Source organism: Thermofilum pendens Hrk 5 (genome assembly GCF_000015225.1).
Taxonomy (GTDB): domain Archaea; phylum Thermoproteota; class Thermoprotei; order Thermofilales; family Thermofilaceae; genus Thermofilum; species Thermofilum pendens.
On the sequence record NC_008698.1, the window covers coordinates 919320 to 937505 of the forward strand.

Sequence of the window (18186 nt, forward strand, 5' to 3'; positions counted from 1 at the left end):
GGTTCCACCTCATACTACGTAAATCTTCCTTTTTTTATAGAATTTATAGCGTGACCTTTTGCCTGCGCGATACCTAGCTCACGAAGCTACTGTAATGCACAAGCTTATTAGGAGGCTCCGCGCAAGTATACGTGGTGGGAGCCGTGAAGGTGTTGAGATGGCTGAAGGAGATTCTCGGGGGCTCCCAGCCGGAGGGCGCGCGCTTCTCGGAGAAGGCTACGATGGAGCTGTACAGGATGGAGCGCCTACAGCTAGCCGTGCAGCTGAGCTACATCTACAACTGGCAGCTCACGATGCACGCAGTGAAAGCCCTGCAGGCGCGTAAACCGCAGGGGTGAACGGTATGGCTAAGGTAGAGTTGCTCGTCGAGTGCCCGCACTGCGGCTACTCGGACCGCCTAGACTCCTTCAAGCTCCTCAGAGACCCCTGGAGGTACAGCTTCTACGAGGTTAGAAGGCTCCAGTGCCCCAAGTGCGGCGGGACGTTCAACTACTACTACGGCGTAAGCCCCAAGGGGGAGCTCTCAACCTTTACTATTAGATTCAAAACTGCGCAAGCATAGCTGAAGCCGTGGGCCACGTCAGAGTCAAGGCTAAAGTGTGCGATGCCCAGGGAGCTAGGTGCATCGAAGCCGAGTGCTTGGTGGACACTGGCGCCACCCTGTCGGTTATACCGAGGAGCCTAGCCCGGGAGCTAGGCGTAGAGGTTGTAGACAGGGATAGAGTCGAGACGGGCGCCGGCGTAGTCGAGGTCGACAGGGGCGTAGCGCTGATAGAGGTCGAGGGCAGAAAAACGGTATCCAACGTCTGGATCTCCGACGTAACCGACAAGGTTCTGATAGGAGCCGTAACCCTGGAGCTAGCGGGGCTGAAGCTCGACCCGAGGACAGGCAGGCTTGAGCCGGCGCAACTCCTACTCCACCGCCTAGCCTAGGCTAAGCGCGAAGCACCCGCCGCTACGGCAGTACCTGCCCCCAGAACGTGACGTAGTACGGTCCTCCCTCACAGCTCAAAGCGACCCTGCCGAACGGCGCCCACCTCACCTTGTACTCGCACACAACGGTCCCGTTACGCACGGTCCCGTCCACGACTCCCTTCTCCTCGAGAAGCCTGGCGCTAACCTCTCCATCGTCGAGCCACGGGGCCCAGAAGAGTAGCAAAACCAGGGCCGCGAAGGCGATTTCCACCGCCACGAGTAAGCGGCTAGCGCGCACACTCATCCCGGCACACCGCGGTAAACAACACCTACAGCCTAGGCTGAGCCCTCTCCTTCATCGACTCGATGAGCCAGACTCCCAGCCTTTCAGCCTCCTCCACCGCGCCGGGGGAGGCGCGGAGGCAGTAGAGCACCTTGACCACGGTCCCCGGGAACTTCTCCGGCCACCTCTCCACGGCGCCCTCAACCCTCTCCGCGAGTCTCCTAACGGTGGAGGGACCGGCCCTCACCTTCGCCTCCCCGACAACCGTCACCCTGCCGTCGGTCCCGTAGATGTCGAACTCGTGCTTCTCGTCGAAAACAGCCGGCGCAGTCTCGACGGCGAGCCCCCTCTGCCTCAACAAGTGCATAATCACGTCGTTAGCTTCCTCCTCCTCGCTCACCGCGAGCCTCTCTAGGAGCCCCTCAACCCTGGAGACGCGCTCGTCCAACCCCTCCGTCTCCCTGCGTAGCTCTATTATTTGCTTCGTATGTTCCTCGACCGTCTTCCTGAGCTCCTCCACCGAGCGGCGTAGCTCCACCACGGAGTCCCTGACCTCCCTCATCGAGCCCCTCAGATCCTCCAACCCTAGCAACGCCATCATCGCGTACCTGAACTCCTCGTCCTCCTTGAGGAGCCTGAACAACTCGCGCTTCAACTGCGCCGCCACAGCGACCTCCAGCCCTAAAACACGGCGCAACCCCTTATTTACTTAACCCGTCGGCGCCACTAATAACGCCTTGCCCCGCAACGGTGAGCGGGATGCACGCCCCAATAACGATTCCAGAGAGGCTTGTGAAGGAAGCCGTGAAGAAGGGCTTAGACATTGAAGCCAGTGCCGTCGACCCTGCGAAGACGCTGAACACAGACCCCAGCGCCGAGGCTAGGCTCGAGCTGGCCGAAAAGTCTCTCGGAGAAGCCGAGGAGTACTTGGCCAAGGGGGACGTCGTCCAAGCCAGCGAAAAGCTGTACAAAGCCGTCGAGGAGTGCGTGAAAGCCCTAGCCGAGAAGCTCGGCGCCAAGCAAGCCGAAGAGGCTAGGAGAAGGGGCAGGTGGGACACGTGGCTACTCGGCATGGCGGCTACAGACCTAGCCAGGACGCTTGGAGAGGACAGGGTAAGGCTGGCCTGGAAAGACGCGTACGACGTGCACGTATGGGGGTTCCACGAGGCAAAGTACAGAGTGGAGGACGTGGAAGCCGCACTACCGCTGGCGAGATGGCTACTAGACTACGCGGCGAAGATCGTCAAAGCCGAAGTCTCAAACCGAGACACGTAAAGTTTTCTCCGCGCAGGCGTAGCGCGCCGGCGCTTGACGGCCTTAAGAGGCGCGGGGTCTACAGGGCTGCTTGTCTCCCGCTGTAGGCGTAGATGTATGGGCGTATGCCCCGCGGCCCGCGTCCTCCCCTGCAGACACCCTTAAGTGTGAAGGCGTCTGGCTTGAAGTACAGGTTTCCCTTGAGCCGGTACTCCTCTGCAACCTCCCTAACGACACTCAGAGTCTCAGCGACGAGGCTCGGCGCAAGCGCCGACGGAACGCTACTCTCGTTAACCCTTACTCTAAAGGAAATACTATTATATGAGGTTACTAGAACATTGTTAGGGATCCCTAATGAAGACTTTGGTTTCCAGGAGAAGTGAGGATTACTTGAGAGTTATCTATGAAATTGCAGAAGCAAAAGGCTACGTTCGCATAAAAGATATTTCCAGGGCGCTGGGAGTTAAGCCATCAACTGCTGTGGAAATGGTGAGAAAGCTCCATGAGCTTGGCCTTGTTGATTACAAGAAGTACGAAGGCATAACTCTTACAGCGCGCGGAAAGGAGATAGCGGAGGCTGTTAAAAAGAGACGTGACATCTTCGAGAACTTCCTGAAAATAATCTTGGTTCCTGAAAACGTGGCAAAAAGGGATGCACATATACTGGAGCACCAGCTTAGCCCCGAAACTGTGTTACAGATCGCACGATTCGTCGAATTCGCTAGCCAGGCTAAAGAATGGATTGATGAATTCAGAAACTACTGCGAAATGATAAAAAGGCTTGATAAGAAGAGCCGTTAGGTTTTTAGTAGCTTTCCTAAAACTTTTAGAAGTAAAATGCAAAATACCTAACTTTTTTCGAATAGCCTTTAAAGTAGCCTAAGCTCGTAACATCAACGAGAGGTGGCAAGACGTGCAGAAAAAGCTAAGCGAGCTGAAGCCCGGGGAAAAGGGTATAGTTACGAGAGTCGAAGGGCCTAGTGCAGTTAGGAAAAGATTGTTGGACATGGGGCTGGTCAAAGGTACAGAGGTAGTAGTTATCAGGAGAGCTCCGCTCGGAGACCCCATCGAGCTCCTTGTGAAGGGGTACAACTTGAGTATAAGGAAGGCGGAAAGCGATTATGTCTACGTACTAGTTCCAGGCGACCCTGAAGAACTAACCAGTAGTTTCGCTAGCGGTGCTGGCGATGCGCCCGGAAGTTATTCCACTGGCAATGTGCCCAGAAGGTTGTGAAGGAATAGTAGTGGAGGTGAACGGTGGCATGGGTTTAATCAGAAGACTGGCTGAACTGGGCTTCACGAAAGGTGCCAGAGTGAGGGTTTTGCACTCCAGCCCTCCGGGTCCAGTGCTGGTGATGGTGAAGGGCTCAAGAATAGCTCTCGGTAGAGGCGTAGCAATGAGGGTAATGATTAGTCTTCAGGAGGTGATATAGTGAGGGTAAGAGTAGCACTTATAGGCAATCCCAACGTTGGCAAAACCTTAATTTTTAACGATCTGACCGGCGGAAAGGCCCACATTGGAAACTGGCCTGGGAAAACCGTAGAGAAGAAGGAGGGAAAACTCCTCCACAGGGGTGTAGAGATCCACATAACCGACCTGCCTGGAACCTACAGTCTAACGGCAAAGTCCATTGATGAGCTAATAGCGAGAAACTTCATAGTTGAAGAAAAGCCAGATGTTGTAGTAGATGTAGTCGATGCTTCTAATCTTGAGAGAAACCTCTACCTGGTACTCCAGCTTCTAGAGCTTGAAGCCAACGTTGTAATCGCGTTGAACAAGTATGATGTAGCGGAAGACCTTGGATACCAGATAGACGTGAACGAACTTTCGAAGTTTCTCGGAGTACCCGTTGTCCCAACGGTTGCGACTACGAAGCAGGGTATCGAGGAGCTTAAAGACACTATAATTGAGGCCGCGAGAACAAAGGATAAAAGCAAAAAGTTTTCAATTAATTACGGTAAACAAATCGAGGAATATATCTCGAAGATGATGGACATTTTGCAGAAGGATAATGAGCTCTCAAGCAAATACCCTGTTAGGTGGCTGGCGATAAAGATCCTAGAAGAGGACGACGAGGTTTTAAAGCTTATAGATGAGCGCCCAATCAAAGATGCCGTAAGAACCCTACTTTCGGAAGCAAAGAATGCTTTAGGAGAAGACGTAGGAGTCATCCTTGCCGAAAGGCGGTACTCTCTTATCAGCGAAGCCTTACCTAAGATCTTGAAGGGCGCGAAGCCGTTAACTCTTTCGGACTTACTGGATAAGGCTTTGCTAGATAAATACCTGGGTATCCCGATATTCTTGGCGTTATGGTGGGCTCTCTTCAGCTTCACATTTAACGTTTCGGCTCCATTTTCGGACCTGATAGACTGGTTCTTCTCAAAACTTGGAGAGATCGCGGAGACGTACATCAGCGACCAGCAACTAGCCTCACTCGTGGCTGACGGTATCTTCAGAGGGTTGGGCGGAGTCCTAGCCTTCCTACCCCCGATATTCTTCCTCTTCTTCGGATTGGCGCTTCTCGAAGACAGCGGTTATCTGGCTAGAGCCGCTTTCCTAATGGACAAAGTGATGTACAAGCTGGGGTTACACGGGAAATCCTTTATTCCCATGCTCTTAGGGTTCGGGTGCAACGTTCCAGCAGTCATGGCTACTAGAACCATTGATAGCGAAGAAGACCGCATACTAACCATTCTCGTGGCCCCCCTGATTTCTTGTAGCGCGAGGCTACCGATATACATCCTTGTAGGCTCGGCAGTACTCGGTGAATACGCGGCAGTGGGCGTTTTCTCCATGTACGTGCTCGGACTAGTACTTGCCGTCCTGGTAGCACTGTCCTTTAGGAGGCTACTCCCATACTTCAAAGGCAAGCCTTCCCCGCTGATTCTGGAGCTACCAATGTACGCAAAACCAACACTGAGAACTACGCTGATCCACATGTGGGAGAGGGGTAGCCTCTTCTTGAAGAAAGCCGGCACAATCATTTTCCTCGGAATAGTTGCCGTCTGGTTCCTCTCTAACTACCCGTGGGAGTCCGTGCACCAGGGAGACAGAGTCGTACTGGAAAACTCCTACCTCGGCGTGCTAGGGAAGTACCTCGAACCGCTCGTCCGCCCCTTAGGCTTCAACTGGATGCACGCCGTAGCCTTAATGCTAGGCTTCGTGGCAAAGGAAATCGTCGTCGGGACGTTCGCGACCCTCTTTGGTCTAACAGCTGAAGGTGAAACCTCGGAAAAATTAATCGATGCTCTGCGATCAAGCGGGGTATTCACACCGTTGACTGGGCTGGCTTTCATGGCTTTCTCCCTAATCTACATGCCATGCCTCGCAACTCTCGCCGCCATTCGCAGAGAAACAGGCTCATGGAAGTGGACGATATTCGCGGTGATCTACGGACTGGCTTTAGCGTACTCCGTCGCCTTGGTCATCGTTACTGTTGGTAGGTTACTCGGATATGCCTAGGGGGATGCACCATGAAGCTAGACATTAAAAACGGGCAAATCGTTGTCTACTCCGCAATCCTCGGAGCCGCATACACCGCTCTAGGAGTAGCCGAGTCCGCTCTAGGAATGCTCAACCTGCTTTCACCAATAACCGATACACCCGCTGGAGTTCCAGCGGACATCCTCGGAGGCTTCGCCGCACTGGTTATTGGACTAGCGTACCTTAGAGGCGCCATACCGCTATCAAGGGGGTCGCGCGAATCGTTGGGATACATCCTCGTTGGCACTTTTCTCTCAGCAATCTTCGGGATCTTGTACCTGCTAATAGTCTGTGCCGATGGACTCGGAGCTCTCTTGGCTCTCCTGGAAGGAGAAGAGTGGACGTGGGAATGGCTAACGAAGGGCAGCGCGGGTCCTGGCTTACTAAGGCCAGAAATCTGGCTCTTCTTCGCATCCCTACCGTTAGCGTACCTAACCTGGAAGAACACGAAAAAGATCATCCAACAGCCCAAAAACACCGGTTCCTACGAGTAAAAAGGCTTAACGATCTTTTATATCAACCTTCTCCCCCAGCTTTCAGGTATTCCTGCTACGCGCGAGAAAAATGAAAACAGTCTAAGCCTTGTACTTCTCCAAGAATTCTTCTGGCGTCAATACCTCTATCTCCTCATCTTCAACTGCTCTGAAGTCTCTCTTGTTCCTAGTTATTAACACGTCGGCCACTTCCTTTGCTGAGTGGAATTGAATAGCGTCCTCGAGATCCTTTATTCTGTTCTCACCCAACGCCTTCTTTATCACATCTTCTGACATGGATACTATATTAAAGCCGCGTATAGCCCTTTTCGTGACTTCTCTAGACTCTGCCTCGGATAGAGTTCTCGCTCCTAAGAAGTAAATTATCACAACAGTGAGGGCAGAGATATAACCTTCCACCTCTTTATTCCTCACTTTGTATTAGTGCCAGGCTACCCCTCCAGCCATCTCTACGCATTAAAACATCTATTAGAATATTTGCATCAAAGAAGGCTCGCATAGAGATCATCTAAACTTCTTGAGAATAGCCTCCCGTACGACTTCCTCATCCTCCTCAACGGGATTATACGGCAATATACCGACCAACTCGAGGAGATCCCTATCAAACTTCATGCCCGGATACTCCTCTTTGAGCTCCTCCTCAACGGCTTTAATTCTCTCCTCCCCGGAAGAGGCCATCTTGAACTCAACCTGCGCAATGCGGCGCTCCAACCTAGCCAACTCCTCCCTAAGGCGCGCAAGCCGCTTCCTGATCTCGCTTATCTCCTGGGCCATCATAATTGAATTCATCTCCAATGCTTAAAGTTGCCTGTTTGCCCATGTTCAAAGTCGCGCACGGGAGGGCAGAGTCAAGTACCCGTGGAGGGCGAGGATAGAGCCCCTAGCGGTAGGCGAAGCCAGCGTCGAAGAGCTAGCCCCAGGTATACCTTCGCGGCACGCCTGCTAACTTCAAGAGACCAATACCCAGGGAAGACGCGGAGACAATCCTAGAAGCCCTTAAAGCCTCCAGGGAAAGTTTAAGCGGAGAAGCCAAGCCGCGGCGGCTCCTCGGGAATAAGCGCAAACCTCGGCGGCTCGCGTCCTCCCTTACTCACCTTCCCAGCTTTGTCAGCAAGCTTCTCACATCGTTGATCCTCCTCCTCACAACCTCGTCTCCCCCAAGCTCCCCCTCGATTGCGTCAAGCAACTGTTTAACAACTTCCAGAGGGCTTCCCCCGACGATCCTCCGCAACCTCTCCCAGTCTATCCTGTCCCGGTACTGAACCATGAGTTGCACCGCGTCCTCGACATCCCTCAACGTCCTCAACACCGTTAGCTTCGCCGCTACAACGTCCTCAAGCGACGCTATCCTCACAGGCTCCCCACGTATGTTAACCTCCACGGCGTGCCGGATAGTCTCGAAGTCAAGCCAGGTACTAGCATACCTTATATCCACGCGGAGAGGCCCTACCAAAGCTGCTACAAGCCCCCTGTTCTGAAGAGCCTTCAAGGCATCGCTACTCGGTAACTCAATGCCCTCACTCCTCAGCTCCCTGACAAGCTTTTCAACATCCTCCCTAGCCCTGACAAGGACCACGACGTCCACGTCCTCCGTAACCCTCCTAACACCCATAAGTATGCAGGCTAACCCCCCGACAACCGCGTAGGGCAGGTCAGCCCTCCTCAGAGCCCTCGCCACCGAAACCATCAGCCGAACCACGTCCACGCCTACTCGCCTCAAGCCAACCCCTAACCCTCCTCAAAAGCTCAGCCTCACCCACCCTCACAGCGTAAAGCCTGACAAGCCACCGAGCGATAGAAGCCTCCTCCTCGTAGCCCCCCTCCAATCCCAGCCTCCTCCTCACCTCTCTCCTCGCAGACTCCAACGCCTCAAGCGTCCCGGCAAACTCCTCGACATTCCTATCCACAACCCTCTGCAACCAGCCCCTCCCCGCGTCCACGCAAACCACTCTCTCAACTATGGTTGGGCGTCTTCCTATAAAACCTTTCAGAAAAGGAACGGCGCGCTACCCCAGGCGTCGAGCCGAACGCATAAATACCTCGGGCGCCGATAAATCCCGTGTCAGACCCGAGAGCCTCTACAAGCTCGCCGGCAGAGTCTCCGCCGCCCTCACCAAGCTCTACGAGCTCTCCGAGAAGGAGGAGAAAGGCGGGGAGTACAAAGTCAGAGAAGAATTCCGGGCAAAGCCCCTCAAAGCCGGGGAGAAGCCCGGGCTCAGCTTCTCAATGGAAGACCTCGAAGACGAGGAGGTCCTGGAGGAGCTGAAGGAGTACGCCGAGTGGCGCGCGAGGAACGACGAAGTAAGGGTTACGAGGTTCAAGTACCCGGCTATAGCCATCAGCTGGAGCGGCTTCGGAATAGCCTGCGGCCCCACAAGCTTCTCCATAGAGTACTACGTAGTGCTAAAACCCGAGGAGAAAGGCGCAAAGGTAACGGCCGTCATGTGGGACGACGAGGCAGGCTTCATGATAAACGAGCTGGGCTTCCTCGAAGTAGAAGACGAGGAAAAAGCCGCAAAGGAACTCCTAAACCTGATAGTAAAACACGTACTACCGCTCACCGAGAACCCAGAACTAGTAGAAAAAGCATTCAAAGAGGCAGGCTAAGCGTCGAAACACTATCAAGCTTCAGGGAAAAATTAAAAGCCATCTTTTACAATGTAAAACCGATAGAAATGAACGCTTGTACCCGTTTCGATCCACACACCGGAAACAGGTTCTACGCGTACAGGTGGCACCCATGCCGGAGGAAAAGCCTACTCTACTAGAGTCGCCGAGCTTCCCGATAGAAAGTATTAACAAGGCTTCGAAGTCTGAGAAGACGGGTGGAGGGAGGCCCCCTTACTGGGAGATGGTTTTCTGGTGGACCAGGAAGCCTCTTGCCGGGGCAAGAGCAATAATAGCGGCTTCGCTACTATCACAGGACGACTACCCAGAAAGCTACAACTTCCTAAAAGACCTCTTCCCCTGTATGGACAAGAGGACTCCTCATTCTTGCAACCCTAACCAAAGACTCGTAGAGAAACTCAAGGGAAAGAAGCTCCTAGACCCCTTCGCCGGCTTTGGCTCAATACCCCTAGAGGCTGCAAGGCTAGGCCTCGACGTAACCGCGGTCGAGCTACTGCCGACAGCTTACGTGTTCCTCAAGGCTGTATTGGAATATCCAAAGGAGTACGGCAAAAGGCTTATCGAGATAAGCGGGAAAGAGGTCGAGAGCCTCGGCTTAAGAGACGCTGTCAGGCGGTTCAACGGCTCGGCAAAGATAATAGAGACGGGCAGGTACAAGGTGCCGCTACTAATATACGACGTGGCCAGGTGGGGCAGGTGGGTAACCGAGGAGCTTAAAAAAGACCCAGACTTCAAAGAACTCTACGACGAAGACGTCGCAGTATACATAGGTACATGGGAAATTAAATGCCCCGTCTGCGGGCGCTACACCCCACTTGTAGGCAACTGGTGGCTTGCCAGAGTAAAGTCGAAACGCGGCTACGAGAGGCTAGCCTGGATGCAATGGAGAGACGGAGAAATAGAGGTTGTAGACCTCAACGAAGCATGCAAGAAGACCGGAAGAAGCTCATGCAACGAGCTTCTCGCCAAGGTACAAGGCAAAGATGAAGAGTCCGGTGCTAGGGTAGAATGGAACGGCCAGGTATACGTTGTCCCCTCAAAGAATATCAACGCTAAGTTGGAAGAAGCTCAATGCCTTTACTGTAGGGCAAAAATCGACCACCGCGTAAAAGAAAACAGAATATTGAAACCTGTGAAAAATAAGAAAAAAGAAGGAGAATGGTACGTAAAATGGGCTCTTCAACGCTGGAACAGCCTCCTAGAAGATTATCTCTTTGGGAAGGTAAGCTTGGAGGAACTGAGAAACGCGCCCGCCAGGCCCAGGATACTGGTCAAAGTCAGGGTCACAGACGGGGACCTCGAGTTCGAGCCTGCAACACGAGAGGACACAGAGAAGTTATGGAAAGCCCTCGAAAAACTGAAGCAAAAGTGGAAAGAACCGGATGTACCATCAGAAGAGTTATGGAAGTATACTGCAAGTGGCGGAGGCGCGCTGAGCATATGGACATGGGGCTTTGACAAATTCTACAAACTTTTCAATCCTAGGCAGTTGCTGACATTGGTTAAGCTCGTCAGGCTAGTGAGGGAGGCCGGGAAGAGCGTCGAGGAGGAAAAGCTGAAGGAGGGCTGGAGCAAGGAAGACTCCTTTAGGTACGCCGAAGCGATAACAACATACCTGGCAATAGCATTATGTAAACAAATAAATTATGACAGTATTGTAACATCTACAGAGCCTGTACAGAAATTCATCCGAGAAACATTAGCGTTTAGAGGCATTGCTATGACATGGAACTGGGTAGAGGAGTTACCTGTAGCAGACGTTCTGGGTTCATATATAAGGTCGTTAAATTCCAGTGTTGGTAGCTTATCTTATCTTGTTTCTGCTGTGTATGGTAGCCCTAGCAGGGTTAAGGTTTTGCTCGACGACGCTACAACTCTGGACATGCTTGTGGGCGAGAAGTTCGACCTGATAGTCACGGATCCGCCTTACGCCGACGACGTGCCGTATACGGAGCTGAGCGACTTTTACTACGTGTGGCTCAAGAGAGCTTTAAGCGATGTCTCGGGCGGGAAGCTTATTCCCAGATTTCTGCCGGAAGCCTTCTTTGACGAGTTCGGAGAGGAGATAAAGACTCAGTGGGAGACCTTTGCTACGAGAGAGGTCAGCGAGAATACTGAGCGTTGGAAATACTTTAAGCTGAACATTTCCTTCAGTGAACTTCTGGCTAGGGCTTTTGCTAACGTTACAAGGTTCCTTGATGAAAAGGGTCTGCTGGTAACGTACTATGTTGCTAAGAAGCCGGAGGCTTGGGTAGCCTTGATAGATGCGCTCTGGCATATCAATGGTATGAGGGTTGTAGTTGCTTACCCCGTGGTTACGGAGGCTGAAGAAAATGTGGTAGCAAGGGGAAGGGCGGCAGTGATGGGAGGCTATGTTATGGGATGGCGGAGGAGGGAGGTGGAGAAGCCCTTGGATCTCTCGAGTGAGAAAGAGGCTGTTGTGACTACCGTCTCAGAGCGTCTAGGTAATTACTTAAAGGCCATAGATGTGAAGGAAGGTGCTACGGCGTGGGTTTATGCTTATCTTGCGGCTCTTAGCTATTTAACTTCTTTCTACCCCGTAAAGGATGGGGGCGTGGAGCTAGATGCTGAGGGTGTTGTTAGCCATGCGATGGCGTTGTCCTTTGAAGCTATGTTGAGGAAAGCTGGTGTAAACCTGCATGACCCGGCGGCGCTGGCATACCTTGCGCTGAGAGTTGTGGAGGATGAGAAGGGTAGGGTTGACAGCGACGTGCTTTCTCGGGTGGCGTTAGGGCTTGGGATTAGAGACGTGGAGCTCGTTAAACTGGGGCTTGTCAGGGAGGTTCGGAGCGGAGGGCCTAAGGTGGCTAAGCGTAAGGTGTTCGAGGTTATGGCGCCCAGGAACGAGACGGTCGACGAGGTTAGGCGCGTGTTGTACCCGTTGCGGGGGAAAGCTCCTGTGCTGGAGTGTTTTAGGAATCTTCAGCTCTCGGTGCTAGCGAGAACCCAGGTATCCTGTGATCAGCGGGCTAGGGAGGAGGCGAAGGAGCTTGCAAAAGCTATTGTAAGGCTTAGCGGGATGGGTCTTATTGACGAGGAGGATCCAGATGTTAGGCTTTCTAGGGCTGTGTTGGGTTTTGAGTGGTGGGAGCAATGAGTCTCGTGAATTTGCTTGCTGAGGGTAAGGTTAGCCCCGCGGTAGACATCTACGAGGTGTATAAGAGCCTCTTCAAGGGGGAAAAGCCTGAGAAGATCTACGAGCCTTACTGTGACCCCCGCTTGTTCTTCCAGCTGACGTTTGTGACGGACGGGTTTAAGCAGTACCTCGGCGATTTTCTCTCGAAGCTCGCGTCCGGAGAGTCTGAAGTGTACGTTATGCCGGCTCTTCTGGGGGCGGGTAAATCGCATTTCTTGGCTTTCGTACTGCATATACTCAGACTTTACAGGGATTGCAGGGGCGCTGGGGAGTGTGTCGAGAAAGCTTTGGAGGAGCTGGGAGTGAAGCTTAAAGTTCCCTCTCTCGAGAAGGTTCCCGAGGTTTTAGTGTTCCACGGGGAGCACAACGTTGACCTTAAGCCGTTGGACTTTTCAAGCAAGGATACTCTTAAAGCCTCCTTGAAGCCCCCCGTGGTCTTGATATTCGACGAGACACAGCACTTCGAGGCAAAGATTCGTGACTTCCCGTTGCTCATGCAGATGCTCGCAGAGGCTGTCGAGGAGCGGAGGGGGGTCTTTCTCTTCGTGTCCTTCTCCCTATTCTCCGGTGAAAGACCGGATCTTGCGGCTCCCAAATCCTTGGATGCTGTGCGCCGTGTCCACTACGTGACCGTCTCGCTGGATGTAACGCGGAACATAGTCGAAGTATTCAGGAGGTGGGCAGGGCTTAGTGGCGCGAGAAGCGTGGAGCTAGCCGGGCTCAAGGGCATTGTAACCGATGAAAGGCTCAGGGAGTTTGAGAACAGGCTTCGAGGCTCCTACCCATTCAACCCGTACCTGCTGGATGCTGTTTTACAGCTTGCAGACGAGTCCCTAGTTGAGAAGACAAGGGTTCAGCTGACTAGAGGGCTTCTGAGGATACTGGCCTCTGCCTACGTTAACAGGAGAGGCGAATTAGTGATATTCGCAGATCTACCAGAGCCAAAAGAGGTAGTTATTGCCGGCGATGTTTTTGCCGGGCAACTGAACGTCATCTTGAGGCTCTACGAGGACGACGCTAGGAAGGTTTCTGGAAGCATAGCTGCTCTTTCCGTGCTACGCCACATTCTCCTTGCAACCTTCTTCGCCAGGCTTCTTCCACATCGTCGAATGTATCCAACCGAGGAGGAACTTATACTCGGTAGCTACGACCCGGCGAGGGTGAAGCCTCTTGACGTTAAGATGTTCCTCGAGGATGCCGCGAGGCAGGGCTTGCATATAGAGAAAGTCAACGGTCGCTACATGTACTGGTTCATCGGAGGCATAGAAGAGAAAGTCAGGGACGCCATGTACAGGTTCGGCGATGATGACGGACTTGAAGTGGCTACGGACGAGGTCGCAAGCCTTGCCAGGGAGAGGGCAGGACCTTTCTCGAGTGTAGTAATCGCGGGCGTCGGAGGTACTAAGGCTCTCGGCAAGGTTAAAGTCGTGTCGAGTAGGGACGAGTGGGAGAAAGAGCTAAAGGATCAGGATAAGGCTATACTCGCTATAGACCTCCTTAACTTCGGAGTACCGGTTAAGCGGAATAATCTCATCGTTGTGAGAAGATACGATGAGGGAGAACCTCCGCAGACTACCTTAGAGCTGTTAAAAAGAGTAGGCGAGGGACCCAGAACTGTAAGGGAGGCTGTCGTGGATCTCGGACGCCTAGTAAAGGGGGTAGACGAGGTCTACGCGAACCTTATTGACTACTTCCCGGAACTTCTAGAGGAGGAGATGGAGGATATTCTTCGAAGGGAGTTGGAGCAACTTATTCGAGGAAGGCTTGAAAACCTGAAAAGCCGTGCAAAAGCGTACCTTAGGGAAAGCGTGGGGCTATGGTTGCGGCGTGGCGTTGTGGGCTTTAAAGACGTAGAGAAGCGCGGCTTCGACGAGTTGGTAGGAGAGCTTGTCAAAGATAAGAGAGACAGGCTTCGCGGAGTAGTCAAGGAGATATTCACGGGCGACCTTATAAACTGGGATAGCTTCAAGAAGGTTGGAGACCTTTGGAGCCTTTTCCTAAACAATGAATCATTCCCAGCGATTCCGGCGTCCTTCGAGGAGTTCCTAGAAGCACTGAGGGAGTACTGCAAGGGTTGTAACTGTTTGTTCGAGGAGGATGGAGAGGTTAAGTGGCTCGGCGAGAATGGATGTGTCATGCCGGAGCTCGATAAAGACGTGGGTGTAGCGCCGTTCATGTACAAGAAGAGGGTTACAGAGTGGGCTGTCGAAGGTTTCTTGAAGCAATACGGGTCCTCGGCGAAAAGAAGGGTTTACATTGTGTATAGGAAGCCTAGCGGTCCGGAGGCTAGAGCGACCCCAGAGGAACTTTTGTCGAAGCAGAATGAATGGATTTACCTTGAGGGCGGGAGGCTTGAAATCGAAGAAGTCCAGAAAGGCATCTCGGTATCCGTGGATGGCGTGGAAACGGTGAGCGTGGAGAGGCCTAGAGGCGCCACAATACTGGTCGAGGTGGAGTCTTCCTATGATTTGAAGAGCATCGAGTACACCTTGAATGGCGTGAAGAAAGTTTTCGACGTGAAGGGGAAGAGGCACGCCTTCAACGTGAAGGTTCCAGGAGAACCGGGTAGGTATGTTCTCAAAGTCAGAGCTGTTTTCGCCGACGATACCTTCGATGAGAGAGATGTGGCCATCATAGTGAGGGGGAAGTGTAAAAGAAAGATCACTGTCTTAAGCGTGAGCGTCGGAGAGGAAATAGTCGGGCTTAAAGCTGATACGGCTCAAGACGGGGAGATTCTTTTGAGGTACTTCAGGGATAGAGGGGTCCCGTTTAAGGCTACTGTATCCACTGAGTATAGCTATGGAGACGAGGAGATGATCGTTAACGTGAGGAAAAAGGTAAATAGTCCCGACGATGCAGACAAACTGCTCAAGATTCTTAAGGCAATTCAAGCGTTAACGCCTAACGCAGAGGTTACATTCGAGTTTATGGAGCCGCAGAAAGTGGACGAAGATATGGAGAAGAGGTTTAGGGGCCTTAAGGTTGTCTTTAGCGTAGAGCGGGAGGAGGAATGCTGATCCGAGCAATTAGAGGCGGGAGAGCTGTTAGGGTAAAGTGCGCAGAAGGTAGGTTCGAAGTTGGAGTGCCTTTCGAGGAGCTCTTCAGTTTTCTTGGCAGAATTTACCCCTGGGAGCTTGAAAGGCACATCGAGGTGGGAGATGGGGTGGCTGAGTTTAGGGAACGAATACCGTTTGAGAGGGCTCTCGCATACCTTTTGGCGCGTAGGGGCCGGCTTTCGCAGAAAGATGCCGAGCTAGTCGCCGCTGGTATTAGGCAACATGAGTTGTCGGCTATTGTGGACTCCTTTCTCTATAGGATGTGGCTCTGCAGGGTAGACGGTCGTAGCTGTAAGGAAGTGGTTGACGCTTTTTCCAAGATAGTTGCCGTGTACCGCAAGGTGCTCCCGTGATGGTATCCCTGATTGAGATACTGAGGTCTGCCGGCAAGGATCTCTACAAGCACCAGCTCGACTTTGTGTCTGATGCTCTGTGGTTTGACGAGCCCCGTATTCTCTTGGCTGACGACGTAGGGCTGGGTAAAACAATCCAGGCTCTCCTCTACATTAAGGCTCTCCTCGAGCTGGGGAGGGTGAACCATGTTCTAGTAATAGTGCCTCGTGCTGTCGTGGAGCAGTGGGCATCTGAGCTGGAGATGTTCGAGATACCATTCTACATCGTGGAGTCGCCTGACTTCCCGCTGGGACACAGGGTCTACCTAGTCACCCTGGATAGAGCTAAGGTGGACAGCTACATGGAGGCTTTGGACAAGATAAACTGGGACTTGGTAGTTGTTGATGAGGCTCACAAGCTGAGGCTAGAGACGCTCAGGTCTAAGGTGGCTATTCTGTGTAGAAGGGCGAGGGGATGTCTTTTACTCACTGCTACTCCGCATACGGGCGACGAGAGTAGCTTCAAGTTCCTGATAGGACTCGCGAACAGCTATGTTGTACGGCGTGAAAAGAAGGATGTGGAGGAGTATGAGGGGCGCAAGATATTCCCGTCTTTGGGGTACTGGATAGTGCAAGTGAAAGCAACGAAAGAGGAGAGTGACGCGCTTCATAAAGTGCTTAAATTCCTGGAAAACGATCAGATAGAGCAGATTGTGCGCGTAGTAGTGGAGAAGAGGGCGATGTCGAGCCCAACAGCGTTTTTCAAGACACTCGGAAAGGTTGTAGGAGGGTATTGCAGCGAAGAGTTACTGGAAGAGGGGGAGCTCGATGCCTGCATTGGTAACGTTGCCGGTGTAAAGAAGCTTGAGGAGCTCGCAAAGAAATATGCTAGCGCTGCCGACAGGAAGTTGGATGCTCTCGAAAAGTTGCTGAAGGATCACCTCAAGGGGAGAAAAGTACTTGTCTTCACAGAATATGCGACTACCGCCGAGTACCTATTTGAGAAGCTTGTTGAGAAGCTTGAGGGTTGTAAGATCGTAGATAGTGGGGAGGGCTACGCAAAGGCTGACTGTAGCGAGTTTGGAGTTATGTATGTTACAGCTAAGGCTAGGGACAGGATTGACGTAAGCAGGGAAGGCGCGCTCCTAGCGTCCGCGTATCCTACAGCTGTACTTATATCCACGGACATAATGTCCGAGGGCGTAAACCTCCAGGCTTTCGATGTTGTTGTTAACTACGAGGTTGTATGGAGCCCGACAAAGCATGTGCAAAGGATAGGTAGAATCTGGAGGTTTGGACAGAAGGCAGAGAAAATACTAGTTATCGACATGGTTCTAAAGACTACTCTCTCGCAGGACGAATACAGCAACTATTTGACTTTGTTGGAGAAATTGTACGAGATATCTCTCGCTGCCCTACCACCCCAGAGCTACGGCGAGTTCGAGATCTATGAGGTCGACCAAGAGCTCAGGAAGATAGTGGAGATAGGGTCTTCGGCTTATCTAGGAGAGGAGGAGGTCTACGAGGCTTTAAGGTCTGGTAGGCTGGAGGACCTGCGGAGCAGGATAAAGCGGATTCTCAAAGCTAAAGAGAACATGAGGTGGAAGAGCAGGAATGAGGTGGATGAGGGTTTACGCGTAAAGCTTGGCTACCCACCGGAGAAGAAGCCGGAGCCCGGGGGAGGATACTATGTTGCCAACGTTACTTTTGAGCGTAACGGAGTGAAGCTTTACTCCGAGCGTATACTCCTAAGGTTGCCAACACCGCTGAGTAGAAGTAGGTCGGTACAGGAGGGGGTCTTCAGAGAGCTGGAAGTTCCCTGGGATGCAGTAGTAGAGGATACTGGGTCGCTCAAGGAAGACGAGAGAGAGGAGGTTAATCGTATGGTGTGGATCGAGGTATGGCATCCACTGCAGCAGTACCTTTCAAGAAACAACCTTCCCGAAGGTGGTATTAACGTAGAAGTAAAACGTGCAAGGGTAGAGTCTATAGGGGTTGCAGAGCTAATACCCGTTACCTTGAGCTTCGAGGAGCTTGTCGAGAGAGAAGTGAGGTACAGTAGGAACAGGGAGCGCACAGAAAGGGCTGCTGCTAGATGCATCAGGAGTTTACTCGAAAATCTGGGCTATACAATTGTGGAGGAATATGCGAGTATTCCTCGACCCTTCGACATGGTGGTGAAAAAGGACGGCATTCTTTACACGGTGGAAGTCAAAGGTAAATGGGTTGGGAAGCGTGATGAACCGTTATCCTTCACTGCGAATGAGATTGACTGGGCTTCGAGGTTCCCAGATAGGCACATTGTGTGCATAGCATACGTGGACAGAGATTACTGTGAAGACGTGGAGTGCTACTACTTCAATGAATTTCAGAAGAAATGGGTTCTGGAAACTGTGAGAGGAATAGAGTACAAGTATAACGCTAGGAAAAAAAAGGGAGCCGACAAAACCGAACCTCAATAGCTGGGAGGAAAAGGAGAGTATCGAAGAATTCATGCTTTCTTGTCTCAATGGAGCTGACGTATAATAGAACCTAATTCATTTTCGGTGTACTCATCGAGGGTTTTTTATGGGACTACACCTT

The 18186-nt window shown here is 52.3% G+C and carries 20 protein-coding genes; 14 read left to right on the plus strand and 6 right to left on the minus strand.

Going from position 1 to position 18186, the window contains the following annotated elements; genetic code table 11:
• The first annotated feature begins 143 nt into the window (after nucleotides 1-143).
• Genes TPEN_RS04985 through TPEN_RS04995 form a run of 3 tightly spaced genes read left to right on the plus strand, consistent with a single transcriptional unit; the run spans nucleotide 144 to nucleotide 933 of the window.
• A complete protein-coding gene (locus TPEN_RS04985) occupies nucleotides 144-338 on the plus strand; it encodes a hypothetical protein (protein WP_011752632.1) in 195 nt (64 codons plus the stop codon).
• A gap of 5 nt (nucleotides 339-343) precedes the next feature.
• Nucleotides 344-562, plus strand: coding sequence for a hypothetical protein (locus tag TPEN_RS04990; protein WP_011752633.1), 219 nt, complete (start codon nucleotides 344-346; stop codon nucleotides 560-562).
• Between the two features lie 8 nt (nucleotides 563-570).
• Nucleotides 571-933, plus strand: a complete 363-nt coding sequence (locus TPEN_RS04995; protein WP_011752634.1) for an aspartyl protease family protein — start codon at nucleotides 571-573, stop codon at nucleotides 931-933.
• Between the two features lie 22 nt (nucleotides 934-955).
• On the opposite strand, the gene TPEN_RS05000 is transcribed toward TPEN_RS04995, so the two are convergent.
• Nucleotides 956-1219, minus strand: a complete 264-nt coding sequence (locus tag TPEN_RS05000; protein WP_011752635.1) for a hypothetical protein — start codon at nucleotides 1217-1219, stop codon at nucleotides 956-958.
• 25 nt (nucleotides 1220-1244) lie between these two features.
• On the minus strand, nucleotides 1245-1895 hold the full coding sequence (locus tag TPEN_RS05005) for a DUF8196 domain-containing protein (protein ID WP_052885168.1): 651 nt from the start codon (nucleotides 1893-1895) through the stop codon (nucleotides 1245-1247).
• 62 nt (nucleotides 1896-1957) lie between these two features.
• Here TPEN_RS05005 and TPEN_RS05010 point away from each other — a divergent pair, with 62 nt between their 5' ends.
• The 6 genes from TPEN_RS05010 (at nucleotide 1958) to TPEN_RS05035 (ending at nucleotide 6430) form a co-directional block, all read left to right on the plus strand.
• Nucleotides 1958-2473 carry a PaREP1 family protein gene (locus tag TPEN_RS05010; RefSeq protein ID WP_011752637.1) on the plus strand — a complete coding sequence of 172 codons (516 nt, stop codon included), beginning with the start codon at nucleotides 1958-1960 and terminating at the stop codon, nucleotides 2471-2473.
• Between the two features lie 333 nt (nucleotides 2474-2806).
• Nucleotides 2807-3253 carry a metal-dependent transcriptional regulator gene (locus TPEN_RS05015; protein WP_011752638.1) on the plus strand — a complete coding sequence of 149 codons (447 nt, stop codon included), beginning with the start codon at nucleotides 2807-2809 and terminating at the stop codon, nucleotides 3251-3253.
• Between the two features lie 112 nt (nucleotides 3254-3365).
• Entirely contained in the window at nucleotides 3366-3686 is a 321-nt protein-coding gene (locus TPEN_RS05020; protein ID WP_011752639.1) for a FeoA family protein, read from the plus strand.
• A 28-nt stretch (nucleotides 3687-3714) separates the two neighbouring features.
• Nucleotides 3715-3885: a FeoA family protein gene (locus TPEN_RS05025; RefSeq protein WP_245534140.1), complete on the plus strand. Its 171-nt coding sequence runs from the start codon at nucleotides 3715-3717 to the stop codon at nucleotides 3883-3885.
• A complete protein-coding gene (gene feoB / locus TPEN_RS05030) occupies nucleotides 3885-5915 on the plus strand; it encodes a ferrous iron transport protein B (RefSeq protein WP_011752641.1) in 2031 nt (676 codons plus the stop codon). The genes TPEN_RS05025 and feoB overlap by 1 nt, the downstream gene beginning before the upstream one ends.
• Nucleotides 5916-5926: 11 nt before the next feature.
• Nucleotides 5927-6430: a hypothetical protein gene (locus TPEN_RS05035; RefSeq protein ID WP_011752642.1), complete on the plus strand. Its 504-nt coding sequence runs from the start codon at nucleotides 5927-5929 to the stop codon at nucleotides 6428-6430.
• Between the two features lie 81 nt (nucleotides 6431-6511).
• Here the strand turns inward: TPEN_RS05035 and TPEN_RS05040 are convergent, their stop codons facing one another.
• From TPEN_RS05040 to TPEN_RS05055, 4 genes are all read right to left on the minus strand, one after another.
• Nucleotides 6512-6844, minus strand: coding sequence for a PIN domain-containing protein (locus TPEN_RS05040; RefSeq protein ID WP_148677957.1), 333 nt, complete (start codon nucleotides 6842-6844; stop codon nucleotides 6512-6514).
• 90 nt (nucleotides 6845-6934) lie between these two features.
• Nucleotides 6935-7207 carry a hypothetical protein gene (locus tag TPEN_RS05045; protein ID WP_011752644.1) on the minus strand — a complete coding sequence of 91 codons (273 nt, stop codon included), beginning with the start codon at nucleotides 7205-7207 and terminating at the stop codon, nucleotides 6935-6937.
• 313 nt (nucleotides 7208-7520) lie between these two features.
• A complete protein-coding gene (locus TPEN_RS05050) occupies nucleotides 7521-8135 on the minus strand; it encodes a DUF6036 family nucleotidyltransferase (RefSeq protein ID WP_052885170.1) in 615 nt (204 codons plus the stop codon).
• Complete coding sequence (locus tag TPEN_RS05055; RefSeq protein ID WP_052885171.1) at nucleotides 8083-8379, minus strand: hypothetical protein; 297 nt, start codon at nucleotides 8377-8379, stop codon at nucleotides 8083-8085. The genes TPEN_RS05050 and TPEN_RS05055 overlap by 53 nt, the downstream gene beginning before the upstream one ends.
• A gap of 10 nt (nucleotides 8380-8389) precedes the next feature.
• On the opposite strand from TPEN_RS05055, the gene TPEN_RS05060 reads away from it, so the two are divergent.
• From TPEN_RS05060 to TPEN_RS05080, 5 genes are all read left to right on the plus strand, one after another.
• Nucleotides 8390-9037 carry a hypothetical protein gene (locus TPEN_RS05060; RefSeq protein WP_011752646.1) on the plus strand — a complete coding sequence of 216 codons (648 nt, stop codon included), beginning with the start codon at nucleotides 8390-8392 and terminating at the stop codon, nucleotides 9035-9037.
• A gap of 133 nt (nucleotides 9038-9170) precedes the next feature.
• The gene (locus TPEN_RS05065) at nucleotides 9171-12176 is read left to right on the plus strand and encodes a DUF1156 domain-containing protein (protein ID WP_011752647.1); all 3006 of its coding nucleotides are present in this window, start codon (nucleotides 9171-9173) and stop codon (nucleotides 12174-12176) included.
• Nucleotides 12173-15232, plus strand: coding sequence for a hypothetical protein (locus TPEN_RS05070; protein ID WP_011752648.1), 3060 nt, complete (start codon nucleotides 12173-12175; stop codon nucleotides 15230-15232). Before TPEN_RS05065 ends, TPEN_RS05070 begins: the two co-directional genes overlap by 4 nt.
• Entirely contained in the window at nucleotides 15226-15624 is a 399-nt protein-coding gene (locus TPEN_RS05075) for a hypothetical protein (protein WP_011752649.1), read from the plus strand. The genes TPEN_RS05070 and TPEN_RS05075 overlap by 7 nt, the downstream gene beginning before the upstream one ends.
• Nucleotides 15624-18065 (plus strand): SNF2-related protein, encoded by a 2442-nt coding sequence (locus TPEN_RS05080; protein WP_011752650.1) that lies wholly within the window; start codon nucleotides 15624-15626, stop codon nucleotides 18063-18065. The genes TPEN_RS05075 and TPEN_RS05080 overlap by 1 nt, the downstream gene beginning before the upstream one ends.
• Nucleotides 18066-18186: the final 121 nt, after the last annotated feature.

What these genes read in the sequence shown, in the direction of transcription:
- TPEN_RS04990 (WP_011752633.1), top strand. Translation starts at nt 344, where the DNA reads ATGGCTAAGGTAGAGTTGCTCGTCGAGTGCCCGCACTGCGGCTACTCG.
- TPEN_RS05000 (WP_011752635.1), bottom strand. Translation starts at nt 1,219, where the DNA reads ATGAGTGTGCGCGCTAGCCGCTTACTCGTGGCGGTGGAAATCGCCTTC.
- TPEN_RS05010 (WP_011752637.1), top strand. Translation starts at nt 1,958, where the DNA reads ATGCACGCCCCAATAACGATTCCAGAGAGGCTTGTGAAGGAAGCCGTG.
- TPEN_RS05015 (WP_011752638.1), top strand. Translation starts at nt 2,807, where the DNA reads ATGAAGACTTTGGTTTCCAGGAGAAGTGAGGATTACTTGAGAGTTATC.
- TPEN_RS05025 (WP_245534140.1), top strand. Translation starts at nt 3,715, where the DNA reads ATGGGTTTAATCAGAAGACTGGCTGAACTGGGCTTCACGAAAGGTGCC.
- TPEN_RS05035 (WP_011752642.1), top strand. Translation starts at nt 5,927, where the DNA reads ATGAAGCTAGACATTAAAAACGGGCAAATCGTTGTCTACTCCGCAATC.
- TPEN_RS05045 (WP_011752644.1), bottom strand. Translation starts at nt 7,207, where the DNA reads ATGATGGCCCAGGAGATAAGCGAGATCAGGAAGCGGCTTGCGCGCCTT.
- TPEN_RS05060 (WP_011752646.1), top strand. Translation starts at nt 8,390, where the DNA reads ATGGTTGGGCGTCTTCCTATAAAACCTTTCAGAAAAGGAACGGCGCGC.
- TPEN_RS05065 (WP_011752647.1), top strand. Translation starts at nt 9,171, where the DNA reads ATGCCGGAGGAAAAGCCTACTCTACTAGAGTCGCCGAGCTTCCCGATA.
- TPEN_RS05070 (WP_011752648.1), top strand. Translation starts at nt 12,173, where the DNA reads ATGAGTCTCGTGAATTTGCTTGCTGAGGGTAAGGTTAGCCCCGCGGTA.
- TPEN_RS05075 (WP_011752649.1), top strand. Translation starts at nt 15,226, where the DNA reads ATGCTGATCCGAGCAATTAGAGGCGGGAGAGCTGTTAGGGTAAAGTGC.
- TPEN_RS05080 (WP_011752650.1), top strand. Translation starts at nt 15,624, where the DNA reads ATGGTATCCCTGATTGAGATACTGAGGTCTGCCGGCAAGGATCTCTAC.